Annotated in this window: 26 protein-coding genes and 2 pseudogenes; 22 read left to right on the top strand and 6 right to left on the bottom strand. The window is 67.3% G+C overall.

Going from position 1 to position 26,679, the window contains the following annotated elements:
- Positions 1-106 precede the first annotated feature (106 nt).
- On the top strand, positions 107-1,558 hold the full coding sequence (ltrA, locus tag FNH04_RS00675; protein ID WP_228030933.1) for a group II intron reverse transcriptase/maturase: 1,452 nt from the start codon (positions 107-109) through the stop codon (positions 1,556-1,558).
- 224 nt (positions 1,559-1,782) lie between these two features.
- On the opposite strand, the pseudogene FNH04_RS49245 reads toward ltrA, so the two are convergent.
- Positions 1,783-2,344: pseudogene (locus FNH04_RS49245) on the bottom strand (hypothetical protein).
- A gap of 409 nt (positions 2,345-2,753) precedes the next feature.
- A complete protein-coding gene (locus tag FNH04_RS00665) occupies positions 2,754-3,194 on the bottom strand; it encodes a pyridoxamine 5'-phosphate oxidase family protein (protein WP_152779203.1) in 441 nt (146 codons plus the stop codon).
- A gap of 875 nt (positions 3,195-4,069) precedes the next feature.
- Here FNH04_RS00665 and FNH04_RS47155 point away from each other — a divergent pair.
- From FNH04_RS47155 to FNH04_RS00650, 3 genes are read left to right on the top strand one after another with little or no spacing between them, the layout of a single operon-like run.
- Positions 4,070-4,423, top strand: a complete 354-nt coding sequence (locus tag FNH04_RS47155; protein ID WP_228030930.1) for a hypothetical protein — start codon at positions 4,070-4,072, stop codon at positions 4,421-4,423.
- A gap of 3 nt (positions 4,424-4,426) precedes the next feature.
- Positions 4,427-5,542, top strand: a complete 1,116-nt coding sequence (locus FNH04_RS00655; RefSeq protein ID WP_152779202.1) for an MAB_1171c family putative transporter — start codon at positions 4,427-4,429, stop codon at positions 5,540-5,542.
- Between the two features lie 26 nt (positions 5,543-5,568).
- Positions 5,569-6,765 (top strand): amidohydrolase family protein, encoded by a 1,197-nt coding sequence (locus FNH04_RS00650; RefSeq protein ID WP_152779201.1) that lies wholly within the window; start codon positions 5,569-5,571, stop codon positions 6,763-6,765.
- Positions 6,766-6,806: 41 nt separating this feature from the next.
- On the opposite strand, the gene FNH04_RS00645 is transcribed toward FNH04_RS00650, so the two are convergent.
- A complete protein-coding gene (locus FNH04_RS00645) occupies positions 6,807-7,679 on the bottom strand; it encodes a helix-turn-helix domain-containing protein (RefSeq protein WP_228030929.1) in 873 nt (290 codons plus the stop codon).
- An 873-nt stretch (positions 7,680-8,552) separates the two neighbouring features.
- Here FNH04_RS00645 and FNH04_RS00640 point away from each other — a divergent pair.
- The 7 genes and pseudogenes from FNH04_RS00640 (at position 8,553) to FNH04_RS00610 (ending at position 15,194) form a co-directional block, all read left to right on the top strand.
- Positions 8,553-9,614, top strand: coding sequence for a hypothetical protein (locus tag FNH04_RS00640; protein WP_152779199.1), 1,062 nt, complete (start codon positions 8,553-8,555; stop codon positions 9,612-9,614).
- Positions 9,615-9,874: 260 nt separating this feature from the next.
- Complete coding sequence (locus FNH04_RS00635) at positions 9,875-10,312, top strand: ATP-binding protein (RefSeq protein ID WP_322722206.1); 438 nt, start codon at positions 9,875-9,877, stop codon at positions 10,310-10,312.
- An 82-nt stretch (positions 10,313-10,394) separates the two neighbouring features.
- The gene (locus FNH04_RS00630; protein ID WP_152779198.1) at positions 10,395-11,189 is read left to right on the top strand and encodes a WhiB family transcriptional regulator; all 795 of its coding nucleotides are present in this window, start codon (positions 10,395-10,397) and stop codon (positions 11,187-11,189) included.
- Positions 11,189-11,624: pseudogene (locus tag FNH04_RS49240) on the top strand (DUF2637 domain-containing protein); the annotation flags it as partial. The gene FNH04_RS00630 and the pseudogene FNH04_RS49240, both read left to right, overlap by 1 nt.
- Positions 11,625-12,607: 983 nt before the next feature.
- The gene (locus FNH04_RS00620) at positions 12,608-12,829 is read left to right on the top strand and encodes a hypothetical protein (RefSeq protein ID WP_322722203.1); all 222 of its coding nucleotides are present in this window, start codon (positions 12,608-12,610) and stop codon (positions 12,827-12,829) included.
- Between the two features lie 32 nt (positions 12,830-12,861).
- Positions 12,862-13,470 (top strand): plasmid mobilization protein, encoded by a 609-nt coding sequence (locus FNH04_RS49235; RefSeq protein ID WP_152779197.1) that lies wholly within the window; start codon positions 12,862-12,864, stop codon positions 13,468-13,470.
- Complete coding sequence (locus tag FNH04_RS00610; protein ID WP_152779196.1) at positions 13,467-15,194, top strand: relaxase/mobilization nuclease domain-containing protein; 1,728 nt, start codon at positions 13,467-13,469, stop codon at positions 15,192-15,194. The genes FNH04_RS49235 and FNH04_RS00610 overlap by 4 nt, the downstream gene beginning before the upstream one ends.
- A 188-nt stretch (positions 15,195-15,382) precedes the next feature.
- On the opposite strand, the gene FNH04_RS00605 is transcribed toward FNH04_RS00610, so the two are convergent.
- Entirely contained in the window at positions 15,383-15,586 is a 204-nt protein-coding gene (locus FNH04_RS00605) for a hypothetical protein (protein ID WP_194236492.1), read from the bottom strand.
- Between the two features lie 215 nt (positions 15,587-15,801).
- Complete coding sequence (locus FNH04_RS00595) at positions 15,802-17,280, bottom strand: hypothetical protein (RefSeq protein ID WP_228030927.1); 1,479 nt, start codon at positions 17,278-17,280, stop codon at positions 15,802-15,804.
- A 362-nt stretch (positions 17,281-17,642) separates the two neighbouring features.
- Here FNH04_RS00595 and FNH04_RS00590 point away from each other — a divergent pair, with 362 nt between their 5' ends.
- The 11 genes from FNH04_RS00590 to FNH04_RS00545 all read left to right on the top strand — a co-directional run bounded on the left by FNH04_RS00590 (position 17,643) and on the right by FNH04_RS00545 (position 25,654).
- On the top strand, positions 17,643-18,098 hold the full coding sequence (locus FNH04_RS00590) for a hypothetical protein (protein ID WP_152779194.1): 456 nt from the start codon (positions 17,643-17,645) through the stop codon (positions 18,096-18,098).
- A 72-nt stretch (positions 18,099-18,170) separates the two neighbouring features.
- Entirely contained in the window at positions 18,171-18,473 is a 303-nt protein-coding gene (locus tag FNH04_RS47145) for a hypothetical protein (RefSeq protein ID WP_228030926.1), read from the top strand.
- On the top strand, positions 18,416-18,997 hold the full coding sequence (locus tag FNH04_RS00585; RefSeq protein WP_322722200.1) for a transposase family protein: 582 nt from the start codon (positions 18,416-18,418) through the stop codon (positions 18,995-18,997). Before FNH04_RS47145 ends, FNH04_RS00585 begins: the two co-directional genes overlap by 58 nt.
- A gap of 178 nt (positions 18,998-19,175) precedes the next feature.
- Complete coding sequence (locus FNH04_RS00580) at positions 19,176-19,571, top strand: hypothetical protein (protein WP_152779193.1); 396 nt, start codon at positions 19,176-19,178, stop codon at positions 19,569-19,571.
- 300 nt (positions 19,572-19,871) lie between these two features.
- Entirely contained in the window at positions 19,872-20,390 is a 519-nt protein-coding gene (locus FNH04_RS00575; protein WP_152779192.1) for a DUF3293 domain-containing protein, read from the top strand.
- Between the two features lie 65 nt (positions 20,391-20,455).
- Positions 20,456-20,650, top strand: coding sequence for a hypothetical protein (locus FNH04_RS00570; RefSeq protein ID WP_152779191.1), 195 nt, complete (start codon positions 20,456-20,458; stop codon positions 20,648-20,650).
- A 414-nt stretch (positions 20,651-21,064) separates the two neighbouring features.
- Complete coding sequence (locus tag FNH04_RS00565; RefSeq protein WP_152779190.1) at positions 21,065-21,988, top strand: hypothetical protein; 924 nt, start codon at positions 21,065-21,067, stop codon at positions 21,986-21,988.
- Between the two features lie 41 nt (positions 21,989-22,029).
- On the top strand, positions 22,030-22,509 hold the full coding sequence (locus FNH04_RS00560) for a hypothetical protein (protein ID WP_194236491.1): 480 nt from the start codon (positions 22,030-22,032) through the stop codon (positions 22,507-22,509).
- A complete protein-coding gene (locus FNH04_RS00555; RefSeq protein ID WP_152779188.1) occupies positions 22,473-23,039 on the top strand; it encodes a hypothetical protein in 567 nt (188 codons plus the stop codon). The genes FNH04_RS00560 and FNH04_RS00555 overlap by 37 nt, the downstream gene beginning before the upstream one ends.
- 636 nt (positions 23,040-23,675) lie before the next feature.
- A complete protein-coding gene (locus FNH04_RS47140; RefSeq protein ID WP_228030925.1) occupies positions 23,676-25,166 on the top strand; it encodes a restriction endonuclease fold toxin-2 domain-containing protein in 1,491 nt (496 codons plus the stop codon).
- Positions 25,167-25,207: 41 nt separating this feature from the next.
- Positions 25,208-25,654, top strand: coding sequence for a hypothetical protein (locus tag FNH04_RS00545; protein ID WP_152779187.1), 447 nt, complete (start codon positions 25,208-25,210; stop codon positions 25,652-25,654).
- 233 nt (positions 25,655-25,887) lie between these two features.
- Here FNH04_RS00545 and FNH04_RS00540 read toward each other — a convergent pair whose 3' ends face one another.
- Positions 25,888-26,637, bottom strand: a complete 750-nt coding sequence (locus tag FNH04_RS00540) for a DUF317 domain-containing protein (protein WP_194236490.1) — start codon at positions 26,635-26,637, stop codon at positions 25,888-25,890.
- Between the last annotated feature and the right edge of the window lie 42 nt (positions 26,638-26,679).

Here is a 26,679-nt window from a genome sequence, read left to right as displayed (position 1 = left end):
GGCCGACCGGACCGGGACGGGGCGGAGCCGCCGTAGTAGTCCGAGCACGGGAAAGCCGTGCACATGGCGAAGGGCGGCAGCAGGTTGTGAGTGGAAGGGGACTGCAATGCTCGAAGATGCCGGGGTGGAGACTCCGGCCGCGCAGCACGACGCGCCGGTGACGCGGCCGCTGCGGGTACGGGAGATGCAGACCAAGCTGCACCGCTGGGCGGTGGCCGATCCCGGCTGCCGCTTCGATGATCTGTACCACCTGGTATGCGACCGAAGGTTCCTCGCCGTGGCGTGGGACCGGGTCGCCGGCAACACCGGTGCCCGCACCGCCGGCGTGGATCGGGCCACGGTCCGGTCCATCACCGAGCGGGTGGGCGTGGAGGTGTTCCTGGACCAGCTGCGCGAGCAGCTGCGGCAGCGGACGTTCCGCCCGCTGCCGGTACGCGAACGGATGATCCCCAAGCACGGCGGGAACCTGAGGGGTCTGGGCATCCCGACCGTGGCCGATCGCGTGGTCCAGGCGGCATTGAAACTGGTGCTGGAACCCATCTTCGAGGCCGACTTCGCGCCGGTCTCCTACGGGTTCCGCCCCAACCGGAGGGCACACGACGCGATCGCCGAGATCCACTTCTGGGGCACTCAAGGCTACCGCCAGGTCCTGGACGCGGACATCGAGGCGTGCTTCGACTCGATCGACCACACGGCCCTGATGGACCGGGTGCGCTCCCGAGTCAAGGACAAGAGCGTCCTCGCCCTGGTCAAGGCGTTCCTGAAGGCCGGAATCCTCCGGGAGACCGGGGCGATGGAACCGTCCGAGACCGGCACCCCGCAAGGCGGGATCCTCTCTCCGCTGCTGGCCAACATCGCCCTGTCCGCGCTCGACGAGCACGTGATGGGGCCGTGGAAGCCCGGCGGAACGATGTCCAGCGACTCGCGCCGTTTCACGCGGGTGGCCAAGAACCTGCCGAACTGGCGAATCGTGCGTTACGCGGACGACTTCGTCGTGCTCGTCAGGGGCGAACGCCACCACGTCGAGGCGCTGAAGACGGACATCGGTGAGGCCCTCGCCCCGCTTGGACTGCGCCTGTCGCAGTCCAAGACGCGTGTGGTGCACATGGCCGACGGGTTCGACTTCCTCGGCTTCCACATCAAGTGGATGCGCAAGCGGGGAACGGACAAGCACTACGTCTACACGTTCATCGCGGACAAGCCGGTCCGCGAACTGAAGCGGAAGATCAGGGCGCTGACCCACAGGAGGTCGCAGGTCCCGTTCGCCGCCGTGCTGTCGAGGATCAACCAAATCCTTCGCGGCTGGGCCAACTACTTCAAGCACGCCGTCGCCAAGCACACGTTCAACACCTTGCGGTCGTTCGTGTGGTGGCGGGTGGTCAACATGATCACGTATCGGCGACGCATGACGTGGACCGCCCTGCGCCGACAGTTCAAGGGCCCCATGGGCTGGCGGCAGATCGTCCTCGAAGGTGTCGGACTGTTCAACATCGCCTCGGTTACGGTCACCCGCTACCGCTGGCGGGGATTGAACATCCCGACACCATGGGCCGCATAGGTCATCGATCCAGCGGCAGCGACCTGTGGAGAGCCGGATGCGGTGAGAGTCGCACGTCCGGTTCGGTGAGCGGCCCGAGGAAACGGAGCCGGGGAGACCCGGCCACCGCGCCTCGGGCCGACTCTCCCTCTTCGCCCACCTGATGCGCACCCGCCGCCTGGCCTGCGACGTCGAACGCCGCACCACCAGCGCCGAGGCGATGATCTACTGGTCGATGACCATGGTCATGACCCGCCGCCTGGCGGGTTCACGCCCGGCGCGGGCGTGAACCGGCCTGCAGCCGGCTCGGCCAGCCAGCCCCGCGCCACCAGGCGCTTCGCCTTCGACCGCAGTGCTTCCACCCGCGCCGGCACCACGTCCATGCCGAACGCAGCGGCCATCTCCTGACAGGTCACCGGCCCCTGACCGAGCCGGGCCCGGTCGGCCCCCACCTGCAGAATGCGCTGGTAGTCCACCGACAGCACCGACCAATCCAGCCCCTCGCGCCACATGGACACCTGCGACTTCGGCTTCGCCGCCTCCTGCGTCGTTCCGGCCTGCCACTCGGCCCCGGCGGAGTCCTGCCCGCCCTCCGGCCTGCCACTCGGCCCCGGCGGAGTCCTGCCCGCCCTCGTCCGCCGGGGCCAGTACCTCGCTGACCCGTGAGCGGGCAATCGCCCACTCCTTCCATTCCCTCTCGGCCACGGCCAGCTCGGCCTGGATCCGGTCGGCCTCCTCCCGCAGCTCATCCACTCGACGGCGAGCACCCAACTCGCACTGTTCCAGCAGCCCGACCACTGACGGCATCCACGACCCCCACAGAAGCAACGACATGACAAGCCGTCACTCCCACCAGATCGCCGACCCTATGCCCCACCAGCCGAAACGCAGCCCGCGCGTCCGGAAAGACAACAGCTTCTAAGCCAGCCAGGCTGCTCAGGATAGGGAAGACGGTGCAGACATGGGCAGCGACGTTCGGCTGCAGCAGCGAGTAGGTGTAGAGCATCGCGGCGTCGAAGCTGATCGGGCCAGGCGCCAGCCTCTCAGTCCAGGATCCGCAGGCGCGAGGGGTTGACCCAGTGCAGGTCACCATGGGCGGTGGCCCAGCAGGACACGCAAGAGGGCGGGGCTCTGCTATGCGACGGGTGATAGCGCCAGACAGTGGGATCACCGTGCCTCGGTCGCATCGGCACCAGAGGAGGCCCGCGACATCCCGTTAGGCTGCGGCTTGGCCCCTCACGCCCTTGGGGAGCTCAACGAAGCCCATGGCACGCTCGACCGTGATCTCGATGACTACACGCTCAGGGTCCGGAGCCGGTGTCCGTCCGTACCTCCTAGCGTAGCGAGCCACGGCGTCGTCAACAGCAACTGCGTCTGTGCGGATTGAGGCCGTGCCCTCCAATGTGGCCCAGCGCCCGCCGTCGACCTGACAGACGGCGACGCGGGCTTCGCCGGGACGTGACGCCTGGATGTTGGCAACCTTCTTGCTTGATTTGCGTGTGATAACGCGAGCTATCCCCGCGTCAGTGTCGAGGGTGACGCCCACGGGCACCACATGCGGGCTGCCGTCGGAACGCATCGTGGTCAACGTGCACAGATGGTGCTCGTCCCAGAACTTCAAGTAACTGTCTGTGTGGCTGGATATGTCGCTAGGCATAGCCCGGAGGGTATCGCCGAGAGATGCTTCGGTTGGCTCGAAGTGACCGCTTCCACATCAGGCTCAACTTCCGGAGCAAGGTCGTATTGCTAATTAGAGTGCCTAATGTCTGCTATGAGGTAAGGGGTTAGTCTCAGATTCATAACGGAGATGGGGGCTCATCGGTGCGATTGTCGTGTTCATGGTCCGCATGCGAAGCCCAATTTAAAGCCATGATCCAGAGTGGAGTGTCCTGATTTGCGTCAACTCGCACTCGGTTCCTGTGGGTTGTGAGGAGCGATTCCGGCCTTGCGCTGGTTCGAGCTTCGCGTAGTGTCCGGTGCCGTTCCCGATGCATGCCGAAGGCGTATGAGATTGCGTTCTTGCTGTTCGCACTAGCGATCTTTCGCCGCCTTGGGAGGCGTACTGGGCGCGCGTCCTGCGGTTACGGCCTGGCTGTTCGCGACCTGTGACGCACCGCCCTCGACGCCTGTGACCGCCGGTGGTTGCGCCATGCAGGGGGGACTGGACACTGTCGACACGGGCGTGATCGGCGCCCGACTTTGTGTCGGCGCGATCAACGGCTTGTGCGAAGGGGATCACTGATGTGGTCGGAGAGACGTGACCGCAGCGCAGCGGAATCCAAAGTGGCGCCGACGCAAGGCTCTGTGAGCCGTCGGCGGTTGGGGCGGTGGCGTTCCGCTGAAAAACGGACGGTGGAACGAGACCTGCACCGCCGCTTGCGGCGAGAACTCCAGGACCTTGGCGTACAGCCTCCCCTGGACGTCAAGGAGCTGTGCCGAGCACTCAGTGAGAGGCGGGGGCGTCCGATTGTTCTACGGGCCTTCCCGCTAGAGAAGCCGGGGCCGTCCGGGCTGTGGGTCGACACGCCACAGATGGACGTGATCCTCTACCAGCAGGAGACCACCCGCCTGCATCAGGACCAGATCATCCTGCACGAGGTCTTCCACATCCTCGTGGCCGGGGACGAGCAGGCCGAGGAGGAGCAGGAGACCCCTGATGACTTCGTCGAGGGATGGGCCAGCCTGATCCCGGTTCTCGATCCCGCGTTGATCCGTCGCGTGGCCCGGCGCTGTTCGTACGACGACGGGGAGGAATGCGAGGTCGAGCTCGCAGCCACGATCGTCCTGGAGTGGTCGTCGGTTCTCGATGAAGTTCCCCCGCTGGCGGACGACCCCGCACTGCGGCGGATCCAGTCGGCTCTCGGTGACCGGCGAGGATGGCTCTAATCCATGACTGGACTGATCCTCTTGGGCCTTGCGGCTGCCGTCGCCTGGAAGCTGTACCAGTGGTCGAGAGCCCCGCACGACGCGCCGCTTCGTTCCGTCACGCTGTGCCTGCTCAGCGCAACCACGTCCTACCCGCTGGCCATGCCCGGCGGTGCATCGGGCGTCGACACCGTGGCCGGGCACGGCACAGCGAAGCTGATTCAGAACGTGCTGCTTCTGCTGACGGTCTACTTCCTGATGTGCTTCTACCTGTATTCGGCCGACGGGCAGGCCGCCCGCCGCCGCGCCAGACGGGAAGCTGTCGTCGTGGCCCTGGTCGCGGTGGCGATCACTGTTGCGGCGCTGTCGGTGCCGCACGAGGTGTTCGCCGGCTCCTTCAGCACAGCTGACATGACGATCTCGCAGATCGCTTTCTTCTACGGCGGCGCCGGCCTGTACCTGATGTACGCGCTCGCTGTCGCCGGATGGTGGACCGGCCGCTACGCCCGCATGTCGCGCCGCCCGCACGCAACCGGCCTGTGGATGGCCGCGGCCGGCCTCGGAGCGATGGCGTTGGCCTGTGCCGTCCGCGCGGTTTTCGTCGCCATCCGATGGGGCGGCGGAATCGTGCCGCAGCCAGTCATGGCAAGCGTGGCCTTCCTGCTCGTAGTGTCCATCCTGCTCTTCGTCGTCGGCGTCACCTACCCAGGGGCCCGGGCGAGGATCACGGCGGTGCGACTGTGGCTGCGCCGCCGCCGGGACTACCGTCGGCTGACTCCCTTGTGGCAGCTGCTTTCCGAGGCGTGTCCCGAGATCGTGCTGCGACCTGCCTCCCAGCGACTGTGGGACCGGTGGCGGGCACGTGGCGTGCACCGCCGCTACCACCGGCGGATAGTGGAGTGTCGTGACGGGCTGGTGGATATCAGCCCGTATCTGGCCGATGCGGGTGAGGACATTGAAGTGCTCGATCTTCCCCCGGCCGTGCTGGCCCAGCGCCTCCGGCGCAACGTGCACACCGTCGGGAAGAGGGCTCTCGCTCCCCGATCTGCGGTGCCGCTGGCGGTGCCGAAGGAAGCCGACCGGGAGGCGGATGTCCGTCAGCTGATCGCCGTGTCGGACGCGCTGCGCTTGTCCGCCTAATCACCGAAGATCCAAGGAGAGAGCAGATGCTGATCACTGCGGGCCGAGTGTTTGTCGGTTCCGGGAGATATCTGGAGGACGGCGCGGTCCTCATCGAAGGGGACTCGATCACGGCAGTGGGGCCGCGTAGGCAGCTCGTGGAGCAGGCCGGCACGGACGTGGCGCACCTCGCGTTCCCCGAGGCGACGGTGGTGCCCGGGCTGATCGACGCCCACGTCCACCTCACGTTCGACGGCGGCGCGGACCCGGTGACCACCCTGTCCGAGGCGAGCGACGAGTCCCTGCTCACGGACATGCGGCACCGAGCGGAACAGCTCCTGGCCAGTGGTGTGACGACCGTGCGCGACCTCGGTGATCGCAATGGCCTCGCCCTTCGCCTCGATGAGGAGATCGCCCAGGGCATCGCACCAGGCCCGAGGATCGTGTGCGCGGGCACTCCCGCGACGCCGCCCGGCGGTCACTGTCACTTCCTTGGCGGTGAGGTGTCCGGCGTGGCTGAGGTCCGTGATCTGGTGCGGCGCAACATCGCGGCGGGTGCCGGCGTGATCAAGGCCATGGTGACCGGCGGCGGCCTGACCAAGGACGGACCGAAGAGCTGGCAGAGCCAGTTCACTCCGGACGAGCTCCAGGCCCTGGTGGACGAGGCGCACCAGGCCGGCGTGCCGGTGGCCGTTCACGCACACGGTACGGACGGCATCACCGCGGCCGTGGAAGCGGGCGTCGACACGATCGAGCACTGCACGTGGATGACGAGCGACGGCTTCGACCTGCGGCAGGACGTACTGAAGCGGATCATCGATGAGGGCATCGCTGTTTGCCCGGCCGTCAGCCCGCACTGGCAGATGCTGCCCCGTTTCTTTGGCGAGGAGCGGGCCGCAGCCATGTTCGATCTCGTACGGCAGATGGCCGAGGCTGGCGTCAAGCTCATCGCCGGAACCGACGCGGGAGTCCAGCGCGCGGGCTTCGACGGGCTGGTGCCCGCGCTGTCGTTCTACGCCCACCTCGGCCTGCCCAACAGTCGGATTCTCGACATGGCCACCACGGCGGCGGCGAGCGCACTTGGGCTGGGCGAGACGACTGGTCGGCTCGCTCCCGGATTCCGTGCCGACCTGCTGGTTGTTGACGGTGACCCCCTTACTGACCTTGGGCCGCTGCAGGCGGTCCGGGCTGTGGTTGCCGCAGGGCAACCGTACGAGCCAAGCCGGGCGGCTAAGCAGCGGTAACCGTGCCTGTTGGTCCGAGGCATTGGGGCGGCGGACGGGAGCTACGAGCTCCCGTCCGCTTCCTTCTCTTCCAGCTCCGTCACTAGTTCGTTAATGAGGGCCATCGCCTTTGATGACAGGCCTTGCGAGCCCAGACCGCGGGCTCTGACCTGGTTCACGGACCCTCTTCTGGCTGCGGCCAGCACTTGAAGACCCTCATAGACCTGAGCGGCCACCTCGTCATTCGGCTCGAGGTACATCCGTGATACCCCCAGGGTGGCCGCCACGGCGTCCAGGACGATCGGGGGCGCGGTTTTGGCAACGCCTGTACGGAGGTCCCGGAAGCCCTCCTCGGTGATGACCTGTGCCCCGGCATGGGCGTTCACCGCGTTGGCTATCTCAGCATCCGAGGGCGGACCTTGCGGGGCGGGGTACGAGCTGTCGAGGACGAAAGTTATCTTCGCGGCCAGGGATTCGGGATGCGCTCCAGGAGCTGCGGTACTGCCCTGTCCTGCTGGCGCGGGTTCATCCACCGCCTCCCCTTGCGCCTTGGCCGTCGACCGTGCTTCCGCTCGGCGTAGCTCCTCCACGCTCACTCCGTACGCGGCCGCCAGGGCAGGAACGTACTTGTCCTTGAGCGGCCGCTCCCCGCGTTCGGCCGCGGCTACAGGTCCGGCGCTTTTAGTGCCGATAAGCGCAGCAGTCTCGTACTGGTAGTAGCCGGCATCACACCGCAGGTCTGTCAGATCGGGAGGCCCGGACCGCGGGAACAGGTCGTCCACGTCGCGGCCGAGTGCGCGCGCCAGTGCTGGCAGCTTCTCCGGGTCGGGCGTCTGTGCACCGTTCTCCCAACTGGCCACCGCAGAGTCGGACACGCCCAGAGCTGCACCCACCGCAGCCTGGTAGATCTCGGCGGCTCGCCGCACTGCACGCATACGGCTTCGGTCAAAGTGGCGCGCAGGCATCAGTCCTCTTTTTTGCGCAAGCTGGAGTGGATGCAGTCTGTTGACTTTTCTTTCAGGCGGGAATAGCTTCAGCTTAGCGAAAAACCGGGGCTTCGTGCACGGTCTGCCCTTCGGATTCGACCTCTCCGGGCCCGCGTGGCGGGGGAGGGGCCACACCTGCAGGTGCCCCGGCGTGTCATCCGGTGTCCGAGGCTCGAGCATGCGGGGCATTGCGTGCCCCTGTGCCAGTCGAAGGGCAGCGGCTCCGCAGGCGGCCGCCGGTGTCCTGGCGCCGCACTGCCGGTGCCTGATCCCAGAGTCTCATCAGGAGGTTGGAGTCAATGACACGGCAGTACCGACTTCCAACCGTCCCCTGACATGCAGGGACATCACTGGATCTTCTTCGGGTGTGCTGCGTATGTTGCTGCTCCTGCACGAGACGCCCACTCGGTCGAGCGAGAGGAGAAGGGCGTGAGGCGAGCCCCGCCATCTGATCCGGGCCTGTGCCCGCACAAAACCGTCGGCGCCTGAGAGCTGCAACTCCCAGACGCCGGACAGTAATGGCGCTCCCGCCCCTGCAAGGGCGTGGAGACCAACTCACCGAACCGATCCGGACCTTTCGCGAGGGCACCCAGGAACGGTTCTGCTCGAACGGAGATTCTCGCATGCCTCTTGCTGGTTGCGAAAGGCAGAACACGGCGTACAGCGACGCTCAGGAGCGCATCAGCCGTCCCGTCCGGCTCGGGGGGATCCTTGCCCGGGCCGTCACCCTATGGATCGTCCGCGCCTGTCCCCACGTCGCCGCGGCCGTTGACCGACGAGATGTGCGCGCCACTCGGCTCGGCGCAGGCGGAGGTCGCTGACATGGCACGAATCAGAACGATCAAGCCGGAAGCCTTCGTGTCGGAGTCGATGGCCGCCGTGTCCCTGACGGCCCGGTGGACCTTCCTCGGCTTGCTCACTCAGGCGGATGACGTCGGCCGGCACCGCGACCACCCCGCGATCATTGCCGGACGGCTGTGGGCCCTCGACCCCGATCACACACCCCTCAGAGTTGAGGAGGACCTTCAGCAACTCGCCGCCGAGGGGATGGTCTGCCGCTACACCGGCTGCGACGGACGCGCGTACCTACACATAGTGAACTGGGCCAAGCATCAGAAGATAGACAGGCCCAGCGCCTCCCGGCTACCACGCTGCCCAGTCCACCAGGCGAAACAGCGCTGCGGCGAGTGCAAGAGTGACTGCGCGCGCAGCGCCCAGCCCGCGGCAGAGAGCTCCGCTTACCATCCCGGTGCTGCCGAACGCTCGGAGAGTGCTCTCAGCCTTGGCATCGGGGACGCATCGAACTGTCAGCGAGAGCTCACCGAGGACTCGCTGAACTCGCCACGAGCCCTCTTGAACGGTGACATCGGCCGGAAACCCACCCATGCCACAGCCGACAAACCAGCTCTCAGCGCCAGGACGCAAGCCACTTCGCGCGATGAGCAGGCAACAGAGGGCGCAACCGACGTTCGCTCTGCCGAGTCCTCGCCGAACACTCATCAAGGACTCGACGAGCCCTCGGCGTCTGGATCTAGGACCTTGGATCCTGGATCAGTACCTACGGGGCGCACAGCGCCCCCGCCGGACACCGTCTCGGCCCGAACTCTGATCGGCGAGTACATCGCCTCCTGCCCCTGCCGCCCGCCGGAGCGGTTCCTCGGACACCTCGGTCGCGAGATCAACCTGCTCCTGGGTGAGGGGATCGAACCCGCTCACCTGCGCGCAGCCCTGGATCGCCTCCGGGCCAAGGGGCTCAATCCCTCAACTCTGGCCAGCGTGGTGAACGAGGTCATGAACGCCGACCCCGCCGGGGCACGGCGATCCGGCGCCTACCAGCCGTGGAGCAACCCCTCGGATGCCGCTGCGTACGAGGGGGCCCTGTGAAGCGCTTCCATCTCGACGACCCAGAGCGTGCAGGTCTCCACCCGAGCGTGGCCCGCCTCCACGCCAAGCTCGCCGAACGAGGTATCGACCCGACCGCGCCCATCGCGGACACGCCGGAGCCGATCCCCGCGCTAGAAGCAGCGCATGCTCGGATCCCGACGCGCTTCCGCCACGCGGTCGCGGACCACCCACGAGTCGCGACCTGGTGCCGAGCCGTCGCCCAGCAAGCCACCGCCCCCAGTACGGGAGCCCGACGGCAAGTGGCTACAGGACCATCACTGCTGCTGATCGGCCCCACCGGCACGGGGAAGACCCGGCAGGCGTACGGAGCGATCCGGTCGCTGCTCGGCGGTGGGACAGGCGTTCACTGGCAGGCGGTCACTGCCGCCGACCTGTACGCCGACATGCGCCCCCGCCCCGGCACCGACCCCGAGTGGATGCTGCGCCACCTGATGCGCACGCCGCTGCTCGTCCTCGACGACCTCGGCGCCGCCCGTGCCACGGAGTGGACCGAAGAGCTCACCTACCGGCTCATCAACCACCGCTACAACTTCGAGCTGCCGACCGTGATGACCAGCAACCTCACCGTCGGCGACCTGCGCATGAAGCTTGGTGACCGCGTCGCCTCCCGCATCGCCGGCATGGCCGAACAGGTCACTTTCAACGGGCCCGACCGCCGCCGTAACCGCACCGCCTGAGCTCCGCGCCGCACCCCCAGCTTCCAGAACGACCTCACTCGCCCCTGCGCTGACCTGCGCACAGGGATGATCGGAGATCCCGATGCACCACACCCAGCCCCCCGCCCCCGAGTTCGCCAGCATCGGTGACTACACGTGGCACGACCGGACCGCGTGCCGCAACACGGACCCCGACCTCGCCGACCGCCTGTTCTTCCCCAACCCCAGCGACTTCGAGGAGATCCGCGAAGCCAAGGAGATATGCAGCTGGTGCCCCGTACGGCGCATCTGCCTCGACAACGCCCTGGAGACCGACGCCCGGCACGGCATCCGCGGCGGACTCACCCGCGAGGAACGCCTCCCCCTGCACATCGGGCTGCGCTACCGGCGTGACCGGGCGCGCGTCGAAGCCGCGCTCGGTGGACGAAACGTCCACCTCAGTGCCGCCGAACGCGAGGACCTCGCGCACATGGCTCTGGAGAAGCACCTGACTGCCGACGAGTTCGCCGCCATTCTGCGCGTCACCCTCAAGTATGCCAAGCAACTGCTGCGCGACGCGCGCAAGGACCGCCGCCGGGCCGTCGAGGCGCCTGTCGACGCTGCCCTCGTGCAGACCGCCCTCGACGGTACGCCCACCGAATTCAAGAACAAGTCTGACCGGCTGGCATACCTCGACGCCGCCTACGCCGCGCAGGTGCCGTACACGGAGGTCGCCCGAATTCTCGGCAAGAGCCTCACACACGCCGCCGACCTGCTCTCGGAGGCCGAGCAGCGCGCCGCAGACAGGGCGTATGCCAAGCTGCACGAGCGACTCAACCCGGCTCCGCCGACCACCACCGTGTCCGTCCCTGAGAACGGCGCATCTCAGGACCCCAGGAACCTGAAGGCTGCCGCCTGATGACGGTCGCCTCCACCAGCACCGCCCTCGGCGCGTGGGACCGCGCGGCGATCGTCACCCTCGGCGGCGCCGGCTGCGCCCTGTCGTACGACGCTCTGCAGCAGATGGCCGTCGCCATCCACGTCCGAGGCCTGCTCACCTACCTTTTCCCCGCCGTCATCGACGGTTTCATCGCCTACGGCGTACGCGCCCTCATCCTCACCCGTACTGCACCCCTGCGCGCTCGCTTGTATGTGTGGACCCTGTTCGGCACCGCCACCGCCGCAAGCATCTGGGCCAACGCACTGCACGCAATACGGCTCAACCAGCTCGATCAGACGACGGCGAGCGGACTGCGACTGGGCGACGCCACCGTCGGCCTGCTGTCCACCATCGCCCCGCTTGCCCTCGCTGGCGCCGTCCACCTCTACATCCTCATTGCCCGCCATCCTCGTCCGGACCAGCGGACCGAACTCTCGCACTGGTCCGCACACCGGGGAGACGGGTCGGGACCGGTCCGCAGCCCGCTGACCGAACTTGCGGACCGGTCCACGGCGGACCAGGCGCTCATCGGGGCGCGGATCGGCCCGCGCCCCGGTCCTGACGAGGGCGCTGATAGCGGACCGGAGCTGGAGCCGGTCCACAGCTTCGCGACCGACAGTGCGGACCGGTCCGCCACGGCGGACGGCTCGGGAGACGGTCTGCAGACCGTCCGCAGAAGCGCTCCGCAGCGGCGGACCGGGCCTCAGGTACTGGAACGACCGCGTTGGACCGACGGGGTGTCACAGCCTCCCATGCCCTCCGACACTGGGACGAACGACGGTGCCCAGCGGACCGGACTTCCGCTGGACAAGCCGACGGAATCGGATAACACAGCCCGTGGTCACCTCGATCGATCCGGACCACGAACTGCGGACCGCGGATCGGAGGAAGGCAACCAGCGGATCGGTCCGCAGCGATCAGCGGGCCGAGAAGGTCACCACCCTGCTGTTGGCCTAGATAGTGCGGACCAGCGGACCGATAGCGAGCGGACCGTCCGGAAGCGAGAAAGGCCTGTGGAGCGCGAACCGGATGAGGAAGACCCGCGGACCGGTCCGCATGAGACCGCGGACCGCGGACCGGACAAAGACCGGGAGCCCGAGAAGGACGACGAGTTCGAGGCTCTGCTCGCGGCCGTGCGAGACATCGTCAAGAACGAACCGGTCCTGAAGCGGACCCTGCTCCGCGCAGCACTGGATCGGCACAACAACGCGGTCAAGGAGCCTTCGGACAAGGTGCAGGTCAGCAACGAACGTCTCGGACCGATCCTCCAGCGCCTGAAGCAGGAACGGCAGACCATGAAACCGACTGCCTAACCCCACGCAACCCGATCGCAGCTCCGGTGGGCACGCACCGCACCCGCGTACCCACCGGAGTCCGACACCGCTGTGGAGTCAACCGTGCACACACGCCGTATCACCGACACCGAAGCCCGAGCCTGGATGGACGTTCTACTCCGCTACAACCTGCTGCACGTGGCCGCCGAGGCTTCAAACGGCAGCTGGCTTGCCCAGATCTGCCCGCGCACGCCGATCCGCTTCCTCCAGGGTCCGCACGAGGTCCTTGAACTGGTGGCAGATTTCCAGCAGCAACTCCGAGACGCCACGGACGTAACCCTGTGAGAGAGGCGAACGCAACCCCGAACCACCCCGGCATGTCAGAGACGTCCAACTCGATCCAGAGCAGAGCAAGTTGGGGCGGAAGCGTAGCTTCCGCCGACCTCGACGCAGGGGCGCCGAGACCTGACCTGCACCAGAGGGCGCAGGTCGGAGAGGCTGCTACCGGGGGCGGACCGCAGCCAGACGGGGGGAACGCTCGACGTGATGACTTGAGCCGTCAGCAGACGACTGAGCCCCCACGACGTTCTCGTCAACGTCCTCGCCAGAGTGCCGAGCGCAAGCGCCGGCACCAGCCCAACACGCGTTTCAACGAAGAAGAGTTCGCCACTGTGAGGGCTGCTGCCGCAGCGTGCGGCCTCTCCGTCGCCGGCTTCCTAGCGCGCGCTGCGCTTTCCGCCGCCCACGACCTTGAGCGCACCGCTGCCGAGGTCGCCTCCGAGCGCGAAGTGATCACTGAACTCTTCGCCGCTCGCCGCCAACTCGGCTGGGCGGGCAGCAACCTCAATCAGGTAGCCAAGATCCTCAACTCCGGAGGCGACGCTCCACATATCGACGCCGCCATCCGTGCCGTGCGCACGGCCGCCGACCGCGTCGGACAAGCAGCGACTCGCCTCCTCGACCAGCAGACGACACCACCCGCATGATTCCCAAGGTCCACGACCCAGGCAGCCGGACCATCGGCTTGCTCTCGTATCTCTACGGTCCCGGAAAGCGCGAAGAGCACATCGACCCCCACCTGGTCGCTTCCTTCGACGGCCTTGCCCCCGACCCCGGCCGCGACCCCAAGGCAACCCTGAAAGAGCTCCAACTCCTCCTCGACCAGCCTGTTCAAGCCCTCGCCGAGCATCGCCGCCCCAAGAAGCACGTCTGGCACTGCTCCGTACGCGCGGACCCCGGGGACCGCAACCTGACCGACGACGACTGGGCCGACATCGCTCGCCGCATCGTTGCTGCCACCGGCATCGACCCGGGCGGCGGCGACGTCGGCTGCCGATGGGCCGCTGTGCGTCACGCTGACGACCACATTCACATCATCGCCACGCTCGTCCGCGAGGACGGAGGACGCCCCGACGACTTCCGTTCCGGGAAGCGAGCCCAGGCTGAATGCCGCCTTATCGAAGCCGACTACGGCCTCACCCGGGTCAACGCGGGCGACGGCACCGCAGCCCAGCGCCCCACGAGCGCCGAACGCTACAAGGCAGAACGCCATGGCCGTACCCAGACTCCACGGGAGGAACTGCGCGAGACCGTACGGCGCGCTGTCGCCGGCGCCGTATCCGAGGCGGAGTTCTTCGACCGGCTCACGGCGTATGGCCTGTTGGTGAAACCTCGCGTCGCCCCCTCCGGGGATTTGCTCGGCTACAACGTGGCACTCCCCGGAGACCGGAACAAAGACGGTGAACCGATCTGGTACTCGGGCTCGAGGCTCGCTCCCGATCTATCCCTCCCGCGCATCCGCGCACGCCTCACGGAGGGGCCACGAGCAACGACACCCGGGACGGGCCACGATGATGAGGGAGTGGCGCACACTGCGTCCGCAGCCCCGTCCCACGCTCGGCGTAACGCAGCGTCCGTCGCCTGGGACGCGATCGGGGTCGTCGACCAGGGCGACGACGGCGCCGCAGCTGCCCAGATCGCAGCGGCGGGCGAGATCCTCGATGCCCTCGCCAAGACCTCCGCCGTGACCACGCGCGCCGATCTGCGAGCGGCAGCAGCAACGTACGAACGAGCTGGGCGTTCCCACATCCGCGCTCAGCACCGCGAGGCCCGTGCCCTGCGTCACGCCGCTCGCGAACTGATCTTCGCCGGTCCCGCACTTGGCCGAGGCGAGGACGGCGCGGCGACTGCCATGGTTCTGGACACCCTCGTCTTCCTGACCATCGCGGTCGCGCGCTGGCACGCCCAGCACCATCACGCCCAACAAGCGGCTGCAGCCCGTCAAGCAGCCGCCCATCTGCGTGCTGCTTATCGCACGACGGCGGCGACACCGATGTCCACACTGCGGGACAGGGGACGTCGCCTCGCGAGGACTGCCCAGACCCGGCACGCCCGGGCTGTCAATGCGGCGCTGCCAGAGGTGGCCGAGTCCATCCTGCAGGAGCCCGGCTGGTATGCCCTTGCAGCGACCCTTGATGAAGCCGAGCGCGCAGGACGCGACAGCATGACTCTTCTCCAAGAAGCAGCCGCGGGAAGAGAGTTGAACACCGCGACGTCCGTCAGCGACGTCCTGGTATGGCGCATGCGGCGCATGGCAAACCTGCCCGCGCCGCCTCCCGCTGACCAATCGGCTACAGGCCGTACGAAGGCAACCGCTGTATCCGGTCATTCTGCCGCGGCGTCCCGACCGGCGGAGATGCCAGGACGCTGAACGGTGGCGGGCGCACAGCGAGATGGGAGAAACACAGGCGCACTATCCCTGGCTGGCCTGCTTGCCGGGCAGTGGCAACCGTCTATGAGAAGTTTTCATCCTGACTTCGCAGGTCACGGGGCTGGTGTGCGCCTGCGGTGATGTACTCGCGCCGGTCAGGGGTGTGATCTTCTTCGGGAGATCGTCTGTCACCGGTGGATTTCGGTGTTCGCGAGGACGAGCAGGGCCCGCAGGAGGGTGGTGGTGTGCCAGACGTTCATGCGGATCTTGGTCAGGAAGCGCCAGGACTTCAGGTTCGCGAATCCGTGCTCGACGGCAGCGCGTTCGCGGTTGAGCAGGCGGTTCGCTTCCTTCTCCGCAGCGGACGGCTGGCTTTCTCCACCCTCGCCCACTATCGCGGTGGCCGGGCGCCCGAGACCGAGGTCCGGCCCGCCGATATCCCGATCAGGACGAGGCTGGGTTCGATGTGCCCCATACAGACACGATCCGAGATCCAGGAGCCGGGCAGGGGCCGCCCATGGGTACGAACGTGTTCTGTGCTGTCTGACGAGGGGTAACCGTCTGACGGCCATGGAAGCGACCTTGTCCAAGACCCGTGCTCACGACGTCAGATCGTGGTGTGAATCGTGGCCACACCGTCCTCATCGATCACGCAACTCTCCTCGCCGGCCTTGCTCTCCAGCCTGGAGATCACGTCACTTTGATCGCCAGCGATGCAGAACTCCGCCCGAAGGGGAGGCGTGCCGTAGTACATGCCATTGTCGTTGGGGCAGTCGAAGACGACGGGGTTGGGTTCGGCGCAGCTGCTTCCCGGGGGAGGGTCGCGCCGTGTGGGGTGAGTGAAGCCCGCGCAGTGCATCATCTCGTGGATGAGCGTTTGGGAGATTTCCTCGTCGCCCTGCGGGAAGAGAACCCCGAAGTTGACGTTCAGCTGCGAGCCGCCGACGCGCGCACTCCCGTTCGCATTCGGGTTGTTGAGGGTCGTGTGGTAGATGGGCCGGTTGTACGTCTGGCGCAGACGCCGTCGCTCTTCCGGCGACAGGTTGTTGCACCCTGAGACGCGCGACAGCGCGAATTTGTGTCGGTCTATCAACTTCTCACGATTCGCCGCCGAGATGTCACCCGCGAACGTGAAGTAGTCGAGGCTGAGGTCCTCGCCCGGCAGTCTGAAGAAGGCTTCCTGGATCTGGTGGTCGGTACCGACGTAGGCGATGTGCTGCACGTTGTCGGAACGCGTGACCCAGCTGGTGGGGCTGGTGCCCGCCGCCACCTTCACGTGTTCGGCGCTGGGGATGTTGTGCTCCCAGCGGAACCCTCCCGGCGCGAACTGAAAGAAGGCCTCGTGGATCTGCTGGTCCAGGCCGATGTACGCGATGTGCTGCACGTTGTCGGAACGCGTGACCCAGCTGGTCGGGCTGGTGCCTGCCGCGGCCTTTTCCTGTCCGGCGCTGGGGATGTTGTGCTCCCAGCGGAACCCTCCCGGCGCGAACCGAAAGAAGGCCTCGTGGATCTGCTGATCGGTACCCACATAAGCGATGTGCTGCACGTCGTCGTTGGCCGTGTACCAGCTCGTGGGGCTCGTGCCTGCCGCCACCTTCACGTGTCCGGCGCTGGGGATGTTGTGCTCCCAGCGGAACCCTCCCGGCGTGAACCGGAAGAAGGCCTCGTGGATCTGCTGGTCGGCACCGACGTAGGCGATGTGCTGCACGTTGTCCGCTGGAGTGACCCAGCTGGTCGGGCTGGTGCCTGCCGCCACCTTCACGTGTCCGGCGCTGGGGATGTTGTGCTCCCAGCGGAACCCTCCCGGCGCGAACCGGAAGAAGGCCTCGTGGATCTGCTGATCCGTGCCTACATAGGCGATGTGCTGCACGTCGTCGTTGGCCGTGTACCAACTCGTGGGGCTCGTGCGGCTCGCGGCGTTGATCTGTCCGGTGCTGGGGATGTTGTGCTCCCAGCGGAACCCTCCCGGCGCGAACCGGAAGAAGGCCTCGTGGATCGCCTGATCGGTACCCACATAAGCGATGTGCTGCACGTCGTCGTTGGCCGTGTACCAGCTCGTCGGGCTGGTGCCTGCCGCGGCCTTCACCTGACCGGCACTGGGCACATTGTGATTCCAGGACATGGAGAACCTGTCCTTCGCGATTTGTGACAAAGCCCCCGGTCGCCTACGGCCCACCCCGCGACAACGTCCTTCCGTACCCCCAGTATGCGCGCGCCTCGGAGGTCTCGCGACCTGTCAGTCGTCACGCGAGGTCGGGGTGGCCCACTGAGGCCCTGTCACCCTGATTCCTGCTGGTCAGCGGGGCTGGCGTGCCGTCTCGATGGGGTGCTCGTGCTGGTCAGAGCGGAGATCGGTAGCACGTGATCGTCCGTCAGGGGCGTCTTCTGCGCTTCCCGGGTGCGGGCCTCGGCTTGCCGCGTAGCTTCTGCGCGGGAGGGATCTGCATCGTGGACGTGCTGACGTGGACGGTCGAGCGGCGGATGCACCTGGCCGAGCGGGCTGAACTGCTGCGCAAGGAACTGGCGGGGATCGAGGTGGAGGTGGCTCGGCTGGAGGCCGCCGAGGTCGTCTTCGGGCAGTGGGCCGAGGCGACCGACGGCGGGCGGCAGCCGTCCGGCATCATCGAGCCGGAGCCGGTGGTGGCTGGTCCGGGTGCGGGTGGGATGCGGCTGGTGCCGGACCGTGTCGAGGGCATGGGGGTGGAGGTCCTCACCCCGGAGTACCGGCGGATCATGGAGATCGTGGTCAGTTCGGACGGTCCGGTGATGGCCAAGGACGTCGCGGTCGCACTGGGCAGGGACACGACACCGGCGAAGGTGGAGCCGGTCCGCGGGCAGCTGCGCAAGCTCGCCGACCGGGGCTGGATCTCGCGGACCGGGGCGGGACGCTATCTGACGCGCTGACCGGTCAGGGCAGTGGCGGGCTGGCCGATTCCGACCGTAACAAGACGGCTCCCAGCGGGAGTTGGTGAATCTGTGACGAAAAACCAGCCCGCCGAAGGCCCTCAGGAATTTGTCTACCAGGTCCGCCTCCCGCTGTCGAAGCGGACCATCGATCTCGTCGCCGGCCTGATACGCCGCCGACGCAACCAGCTGGGCACCCGGTGGCGCAAGCTCACCCCGGGCGCCCAGGCGGTTGTCGTGCTCGACGTACTCCGCCACGACCAGCGCCTGGCCGACATGGCCGGCGGCAACCACGTCTCCGCCTCCTGCGCCGCTGGGTGCTGGAAGTCCTCACCCTGCTGTCCGCCCGCGCCCCGCGACTGGACCGGGCGCTGAAGAAGATCGCCCGCAGCGGCGGAGTCGTGGTCCTGCTGGACGGCACCCTCGTCCGTACGCGCCGTCGCACCGGGACGGACAACCGGAAGAACTTCTCCGGCAAGCACAAAGCCCATGGCCTGCTGTTTCTCGCGCTGACCGACGAGAAGGGCAACCTGATCTGGATCTCCGCGGCCAAGCCCGGCCGCTCCAGCGAGATCACCGCGGCCCGCCACAACAAGATCACCAGCCATGTGCGTGAGGCAGGGCTCGGAGCCCTGGCCAACCTCGGCTTCGTCGGCCTGGACGACGAGCCCGATGACCCGGTGGTCATCACCGGCCGCAAGGCCACCCGCAACCACCGCCTCACCGCTGCGGAGAAGGAAGCGAACCGCCTGCTCAACCGCGAACGCGCTGCCGTCGAGCACGGATTCGCGAACCTGAAGCCCTGGCGCTTCCTGACCAAGATCCGCATGAACGCCTGGCACACCACCACCCTCCTGCGGGCCCTGCTCGTCCTCGCGAACACCGAAATCCACCGGTGACAGACGATCTCCCGAAGAAGATCACACCCCTGACCGGCGCGAGTACATCACCGCAGGCGCACACCAGCCCCGTGACCTGCGAAGTCAGGATGAAAACTTCTCTATGCAAAGCGGTTCGAGAGTAGACCTGCGGATGGTTCGGCTCGGATTATGGCGTTCATCTGCAGAGAGATATGGGGTGAGCGCTGTGAACCGGCACAGCGGCGGCGGTGAGGCCGAGAAGGAACAGTCGGCTGCTGAGGCCGCCGAGAGTATGTGGGTTCCCGAGAGTCTCCGTGTTCCTTCGCCGGACGAGATCGTCGGCCAAGCGTTCCCCCATCGGGATCCGTTGGTGATTACAGGCATCACGGTGATCTGCCAAGACTGTGGTGCCCGCGAGGACTGGCTGATCCTCTTGTCGCAGCGTGTCGTGCATGTCCGCTGCCGTTGCGGACATGAGTGGCGCGAACCTGAACTCACGCCAGCCTGGTTTGAGGAGACCAAGAGGGGACCGGCGGTTGAGTATCACTCCAGTGCCGAGTCGGTCGTCCAGTCCCTGGGCTTCGACGGGACATTCAAGGGCATCTACTTGTAGCCCCGGACGATAGGGCGGGTGGCGGGTTGGGGCAGCGATGGTGTTCAAGCTCGTCGAGTCCGCCCAGGCCCGCTGGCGGGCGATCACCGGCGCCCATCTGGTGCCCCTGGTCCTGGGCGCCAGCACTCGGCTTCGCGCTCTGTGTACCTGCTTGGACAACCACTGGACTTTCAACGCAGCCGTGTGGCAACATCCCGCCAGCAGGTGGCGTCACCTGCTGGTTTGCCACCTTCCCGCGTCAGCGGGCGAACAGATCTCCCTGCCGGCAGGTAAGGGGGTCCCCTTCCGAAGGAGACTCCTGTGCCTGCCGTTTATCGTTCCGCCAAGCCCGCCCAGTGGCCGCACTATCTGCGCGCCGTCGTGGACATCGCCTTCCCCGCGCACAGCGTCCGCGTCACCGCGGGTCCCTTCGACGGCGGCGTGTCGAGACTGCCATACCCGCTCGACGGTGCGGGCACGATCCACATTGTCACCGCCTTCAATCCCCGCGGACGCAAGGCCTCGACACAGGCCAACCTCCGGGCGCAGCACGAGTTGCTGCACAGCATCGGTCTTCGCCGCCTGCAGTGGTGGCCGGCCGTCGGAGGTGACCCGGCCGGTACCCACGCGGAAATCAGCGCAGCCGTCGTCGGAATGGACGACGCCCAAGCCTGCACTCTGGGCCGACGGTTCGGCCAGGACGCCGTGTTCGCCTGGTCACCGGCCTCGTGGCGACTGCTGGCCTGCGTCGACGCGGCCCACGACACGGTCATCACCGCCTGGCACGCCGCCGTCCTCATGCCACCGTCCCACCGGTTCTCCCGGCCGCCTGCCGCGTAAGCAACCCCAACGATCAGGCGCACACGCCAGTACGACGACCTCGCACCCCTGAAGGAGCCACGCCCATGAACCGTGGAGACTACGAAACACTCGCCGCCGCCATTGCCGACAGCGACGTCGACGAGCGCGCCCGGCGCATCCTTGCCTTCGACCTGGCCGACGCCCTCACCGGCACGAACCAGCGCTTCGACCCCGTCAGGTGGCTGCGGCAATGCCACATCGGCCGGGTGACCCCCCGGGGAGGTCGCTCAGCGGAGTAGCAGGCTCGCCTATCGCGTGGAGCACCTCGACGATCGCCGACGGGCGTGGGAACAGCGTACTGGAGGCCGCCTCGAGCCCTATTCCGCCACCGTCGTGCCCGCACCTGGGCCGTCCACGTCCTCCGCCGCCGGCCAGAGAACCTGAGGAGCGCCGTCATGGCCCCACCCCCGCGATGTCCGCACTGTGCCGCGTCACTGGAGCCGAACCGGGTCCTGCACGTCATCGTCCACGAGGTGGATCCGGAGCCGTCACTGTATGCCTGCCCCGACTGCGGGGGCCGCTGGCCGCGGGGAAGGCCCGCCTCGGCCGATCCGGTGCGAAGGCGCGTCCAGCCCTATCTGCGGGTGCGGAAGAGGAGCGCCGTCCGCCCCGGTCCGCCCCGCCCGAGGACGCCCGACAAGAAAGAAGACCCCATGCACCTCGAAGACATCATCAGCTCCCCATACGCCCGCGTCGAGCGCGACCGGAACTCCGGCACCTACTCGATCGTGGTGATGTCGGAGCAGCCCGGCAACGGGGACACCATTCAGGTGTTCCGCGTGCCGCTGCCTTCCGGCAGGGGTCCAGGGGAGGCATCGGAGCCGGTGGAGGACTCGGAGCTCGACGCCCTCGTCTGCAACGCCGCCGAGGACGTGCTCCTGGACGCCTCCTACGAACTCACATCAGCCTGGCGAGTCGTCGGTGACGGCTGCTACGCCGTCGGTGTCACCATCCCCGACTCGGTCTTCGAACAACAGAACGAGCGGATCCGTGCGGCGGCCGCGGCCGTGGAGGGCCTGGAGCCGGTCGACTGGAGCGAGGCTGAGGCCCTGTTCGAGACAGCTGAGATCACCCCGGAAGGTGACCTGGGCTCGACCTACGAACTCGACGAATGGCTGGAGAAGGACGTCAACGTGGCCTTCTACCGGACGGCGGACGGCCGCCTGCTGGCCCGCCCCGTGGACCGCTTCGAGCGGCCAAGCACCAAGCTCTTCAGCGCCCGCTTCAGATCGGCTTCGCTGGTGTCGGTGTTCCCCAACCCCCACCCGGTGCAGACCGTTCTTGACCGGTCGCAGGAGGACCATGAGGACCAGGGGGACATCGACGAGTCGGACCACTGCTTCGAGCACGAGGACGGCATGGAAGCGGGGACGGGGATGCTCTCCCGCCGCTGCGGGTGGACGCGAACGTGTCCTGGCCACCCGTGCAGCACCTCAACGCCCGCCGGGCACGGCAGTTCCTTCTGGCAACCGTGTACGACCGGGATCCCGCGGAACTGCGCTGGAACGACCGGTTGCTCGTACGAGGGCACGCCCTCGCCTTCTACGCGAGTGCCAGACCGGACCCCCGCGAACTGATCATCCGGCACTACGCCGGTCCCCGGCCAGGGATCCTCCCCGTGCAACCGCCGCAGGTCCTGGGGGAGGACGACGACGCCTACAGGCTCGTGGCCACCTACGACGGGCCCGCCCTGTTCGGGAAGGGCTGGCGGCACGCGGTCTCCACCATGCCGCTCGAGTCGTTCCTGACGGTCTCGGTGTCACCCGTCGAGGGCGAGGAGGCGGAGTACGCGCTGTGTCTGCGTGACGGGGTGCTTCAACTGCTGAGGGACCAGGGGGCTGCCGAGGATGCGGTGACCGTGCTCGGCACCCCGGAGCCGGGGAGCGATCCGCTGGCCCTCGCCCTCGCCGCGGTCCCGGACCTGCTCACCTTCCCGCCCACCGCTGCCGTGGACATCACCACCTCCGCCCCGCACACCGTGGCGGACGCCGTCCGCTTCACCTCCAGCCCCGGGAACAACACCTGGGAGGACCTCTACGGAGAGGACTGGGACGACCACGAGTGGACGAGGACTTCATCCGCAGACACGACGACCTGACACCGCTGCTCCTCGACATCAACAGCATTCCGCACCTTGCCGCCACGGTCGACGGCGACTGGGTGGTCATCCCCGTGGGCGACGAGGAGGTCCGGCTGAACCGTGGCTTCCTCGGAGTGTCCTACGACTTCGATGGCGGCGGCATCTCGAGCGGCCAGGGAAGCCGAACCGTCGGGGAGATACGGCCGGGCCTCAACGCGTACTGGGAAGACTTCTCCGAGGAGAACTGGGACAGGGACCTCACGCTGTCGAGGGGAGACCTGGTTGGTTTCGCTGTCGAGCAGGTGGGCGCCTCCCCGTTCGCGGCCAACGTCGTCCACGCCCTGATCGGCGGTCTCGACGACATTCCCGAGGTCGGTCTCGAGGGGGACCTCGGGGACTACGAAGACGTCGAGGCGTTTGCCGACTTCGAACCGGACGGCGAGGAGGGACTGAGGTTCCTCCGCGCCCTTGGCGACCGGTACGGAGACGAGTCGCCGGTGCGCAGGCGCATCGAGGAGTACATCGCCGAGGGGGTCACCGGCCGATGACGTGGCCGAGTCCCATGGTGGTGCAGCGGGCTGCGGCGCGGGCCTCTCCTCGGCCAGGGCGGCAGGCCCACCGGCCGCCTCCTGCTCGCCCAGCTCACGGATCCGGCGTGGCACCGCATCCTCAAACTGCGGCGCCGGACCAGTGCCAGACAGGAAATAGGCGACAGCATCGATGTCCCGCACGCCGGTGGCAGCTCGGCCAGCCAACGCTCGACGGTGAAGACCGCTCGGGCAAGATGCCCGGCGAGACCGCTGACCTGGAACTGAGCCAGCGCGCTCGGCTGCTCCCAGCGTTCGGCCAGCATCGGCGAAGACAGCAGCCCGGACGCGACCTCGGCCGTGCCGCGAAATGCGGAGATCACACCGGGAGGCTAGCGGCTGGCCTGCCGCAGTGGTTCGAGATCCTCACGGCTCCGTCCCTGGGGCGTGCTGCTCCGCCGGACAAGCGCTTATCACCAGTCACAGGTCCACAGCTCTTGACAATTAAGCGAATCACGTGCCGCGGGACTCATCAGCCTCCTCATGATGTCCATTCGCAACCGTGTACGGTTCCCTGAGCGTGTGTCAGGGCTCCATGGGGGAGGAACGTTGGATCTTCAGCATCAGACCGCGAACTTCGTCAACGCGTCCTGGTCCATGGTGCGGCTGCGTGACCTGATCTTCGACATGTTGAGTCTGCTCTTCACGGAGCTCAGTGAGAACGGTGGCATGGCAGGTGACGGCGCGGCGGGGCGGGCCTTCGCCACTGTGTACAAGGAAGCTGTGGCAACGGTCTTCGACAAGGCCGGCTTCGCCCATCAGGTGATGGCAAGTGGCGCGGGCGCGCTGCTGAAGTCGTCCGAAGAATTCCTGAAGCAGGAAAGCAAGATCGCGGCAGAGCTCCTTGGGGAGAGTCCGCAAGGTCCGGGAATCGGTTCACAGCCATCAGGTCCTGACTGCACACCGCGTGCCAGCCACAACGCGGAAGACCTTCCCGAGGTCGTCGGCGAGACCAGCGGTCTTGACCAGTACCTCTTCAACGAGCGCTTCCTCGGGCAGCCGGACAAGCTCCGTGCCGTGGCCAAGACCTGGCGGAGCGCGGCCAAGATCCTCGAAGACGCCTACTGGGATTCTGACACTGCCTGGAAGACCGCCAACCTTGGCCAGGTCGGTGAGACCGCCGGCGCTGTCGAGGGGTTCTTCAGGAGGTTCGTCGGCAAGAATCCGCCGCCCGGCGAGGTGGGCGAGGACGAGACCCTGATGGCGAACCTGCCCACCGCCTGCAAGATGATCGCCAACGCCTGCGACGCCTACGCCGATCACGTCGAAACAGCCAAACGGCGGCTGCCCATGGACGCGAATCCGATCACCGGCGAGTTCCTCCTGCCCTGGGAGCAGCCGAGATTCGGAGGGGACGGCCACGACGGCGGTCTGCACGAGCTCATCGCGGGCGACATGCGGATCGCCGCGCTCGGCAAGATCCCGCACGCGCTGGACAGCTCCAAATCCAAGGTGAAGATGCCGCAGCCGGACAACGGCAGCCTCATACCCGGCCTGCCTCCGTTCCTGGCCCCTCTCATCCGCGTTCCGACCCTGGTACCGGTCGCCTACCGGCCAGCCAAGGGCCCGCGTGTCCAGCCGATACCTCCGGCCGCACCACCCGACCCCCGCTTTCCCCCTCTCGCACCTGGCGAGCAGAAGAACTTCCAGACCTGGTTGAACTCCCTGCGTCAGGGCGACGTCTCGGGCGGCAGGCCGGCCGAGGTGGCCTACCAGAAGCGCGTGGCCGGCTATCCCGAGTACGAAGTCCCCATCCCGCCCGGGCACAGTGCGAACAGCACCCTGATGGTGGATGGATTCCGCGACAGCGACGGCATGGCGATCGAGGCGAAGTACGTCAACAAGCCGGACCAGCGCTGCTACCGCTCCCTCGAAGAGCTCCGTGAGAACCACGAGTCGGGGAAGAAGGACTTCCTCTACCGGTCGGACCGCGACGAGCTCAAGAAGTACGCTGCCGCACTCAACGACCCGCGGAACACCGAGATGCGAGGCGTCGAAACCGTCACGAACAACCAGGAATCAGTCCAGTACTGGCGCATCATGATGGCCGCCTACGGCGTCAAAGGCCACGCCCGCTACGTTCCCTGACCGCCGCCCCCATTCCAGCGCACAGGAAGCACCACGCCACGATGGAACCGGAAGAGATCGCAGAACTCCGCACCATGTACGTCTTCACCCCGCCGGACGGGCAGAGCTGGGCCCTGACGTATGAGGGGCTGGAAGCCAAGCTGCGAGAGCGGAACCCGGACGAATTCATCCGTGTCGACGACGGCTCCGACGGGCCGGTCAGCGGCTCCTCGATGCACTTCGGCATCACTCTGGACGACGAACAACTGGAGGGCATGGCCCTCCTGTCGCCCGAAGGCGTGTCCGTCAAGGACTGCACCATCGGCTCGGCAGCCAGGTTCGCCGTGTGGCTCAGGACCGACGTGGTGCCACAAGGCGCGCCTGTCATGTTCAACACGGAGTGGGGCCTGGAGGCCGAATTGCCCGATGCTCCCGTTCCGGACGCGACACGCCCCCGGATCGCCGCCGCGTTCATGGACCATCTCGTAGAGACGGGCGACCTCGACTGATCGAATGGCGCACGAAGGAGCGGCAGGTCCTGGCCTCTGCCTGCTGTCGCTTCGACACAGGCCGACCGGGGCGGCACCCTGGTCGACCTACCGCGTAACCAAGGACGGACAACCCGAGGCCGGGCCACGGCAGATCCGTGACCCGGCGATCCGCTGACGTGCGGGGCAAGGGTGGCTCCGCTGAGCAAGCCCTTCGTGGCGCGGCCCCTAAACGGTGCGGAGATGCGGCCCTGTTACAGCGAGACCGTCAAGTGCTCGCTTGTCCCGGGCGGCAGCCTGACACGGCATACGGGCGTGGGGTCGGCAAGCGCGGAACAGAACCGGGTGACCAGGGAGGCAGGGGTGGACGGGCTGAAGGCTGCCGCCCACTGTCGCAGAGCTCCGTCCGGGGGTTCTGCCCAGGCCAGCCAGCCGGGGGCTGAGGGCAGTGGGTTGCTGTCCTCGATCTCGGGTGGGAGCCGGCGGAAGGTGACGCACGCCAGGAGCTGTGGCGCGTAGTACGTGCGTGCGGGATCCGTCGGATCGGGAGCCCATCCGGCACGGCTGAGCGGACCCAGGGCTGATCGTGCTTCGTAGCACCCGGTAGGGGTGGTGACGTCGGGCTCTGTGGCGAGCGCGGTAGCGAATGCCGTGACCAGCTCGTGTGGCGTGTTCGCCGTGAAGTAGGTGTTCCACGAGGGCAGCGCCTCACGGTGGACGCGTGCGGAGAACTGCCACACGACGGGGTCGTCGTCCAGAAGGAGCTGCGGTGTGAGCGGGAGATGTTCCGCCAGGCGGAGCTGTTCCGCGTCGAAGAGATGTAGTTCTTGGTGGCGTGTGGTCCAGCAGGTCCACTGGTTGCCGATCAGTGTCCTGCGTACCTGTTCGGCCAGTTCGCCGTCGTTCCCGGCGAGGTATCGCGGGGAGACCCGGTACCGGACAGGTCTTGGTGCGTGCTCGCCGCCGGACTCGCCGAATGAGGGGGAGTCCGGCGAGCGGTCCATGGGTGCGGGGGACAGGTAGGGCCTCCTTCGGGCCATGCGACG

The sequence above is a fragment of the Streptomyces phyllanthi genome (assembly GCF_009377205.1).
In the GTDB taxonomy this organism is placed as follows: domain Bacteria; phylum Actinomycetota; class Actinomycetes; order Streptomycetales; family Streptomycetaceae; genus Streptomyces; species Streptomyces phyllanthi.
Note: the sequence above shows the minus strand (reverse complement) of the source record. Positions and strands in the feature narration are given on the sequence as shown.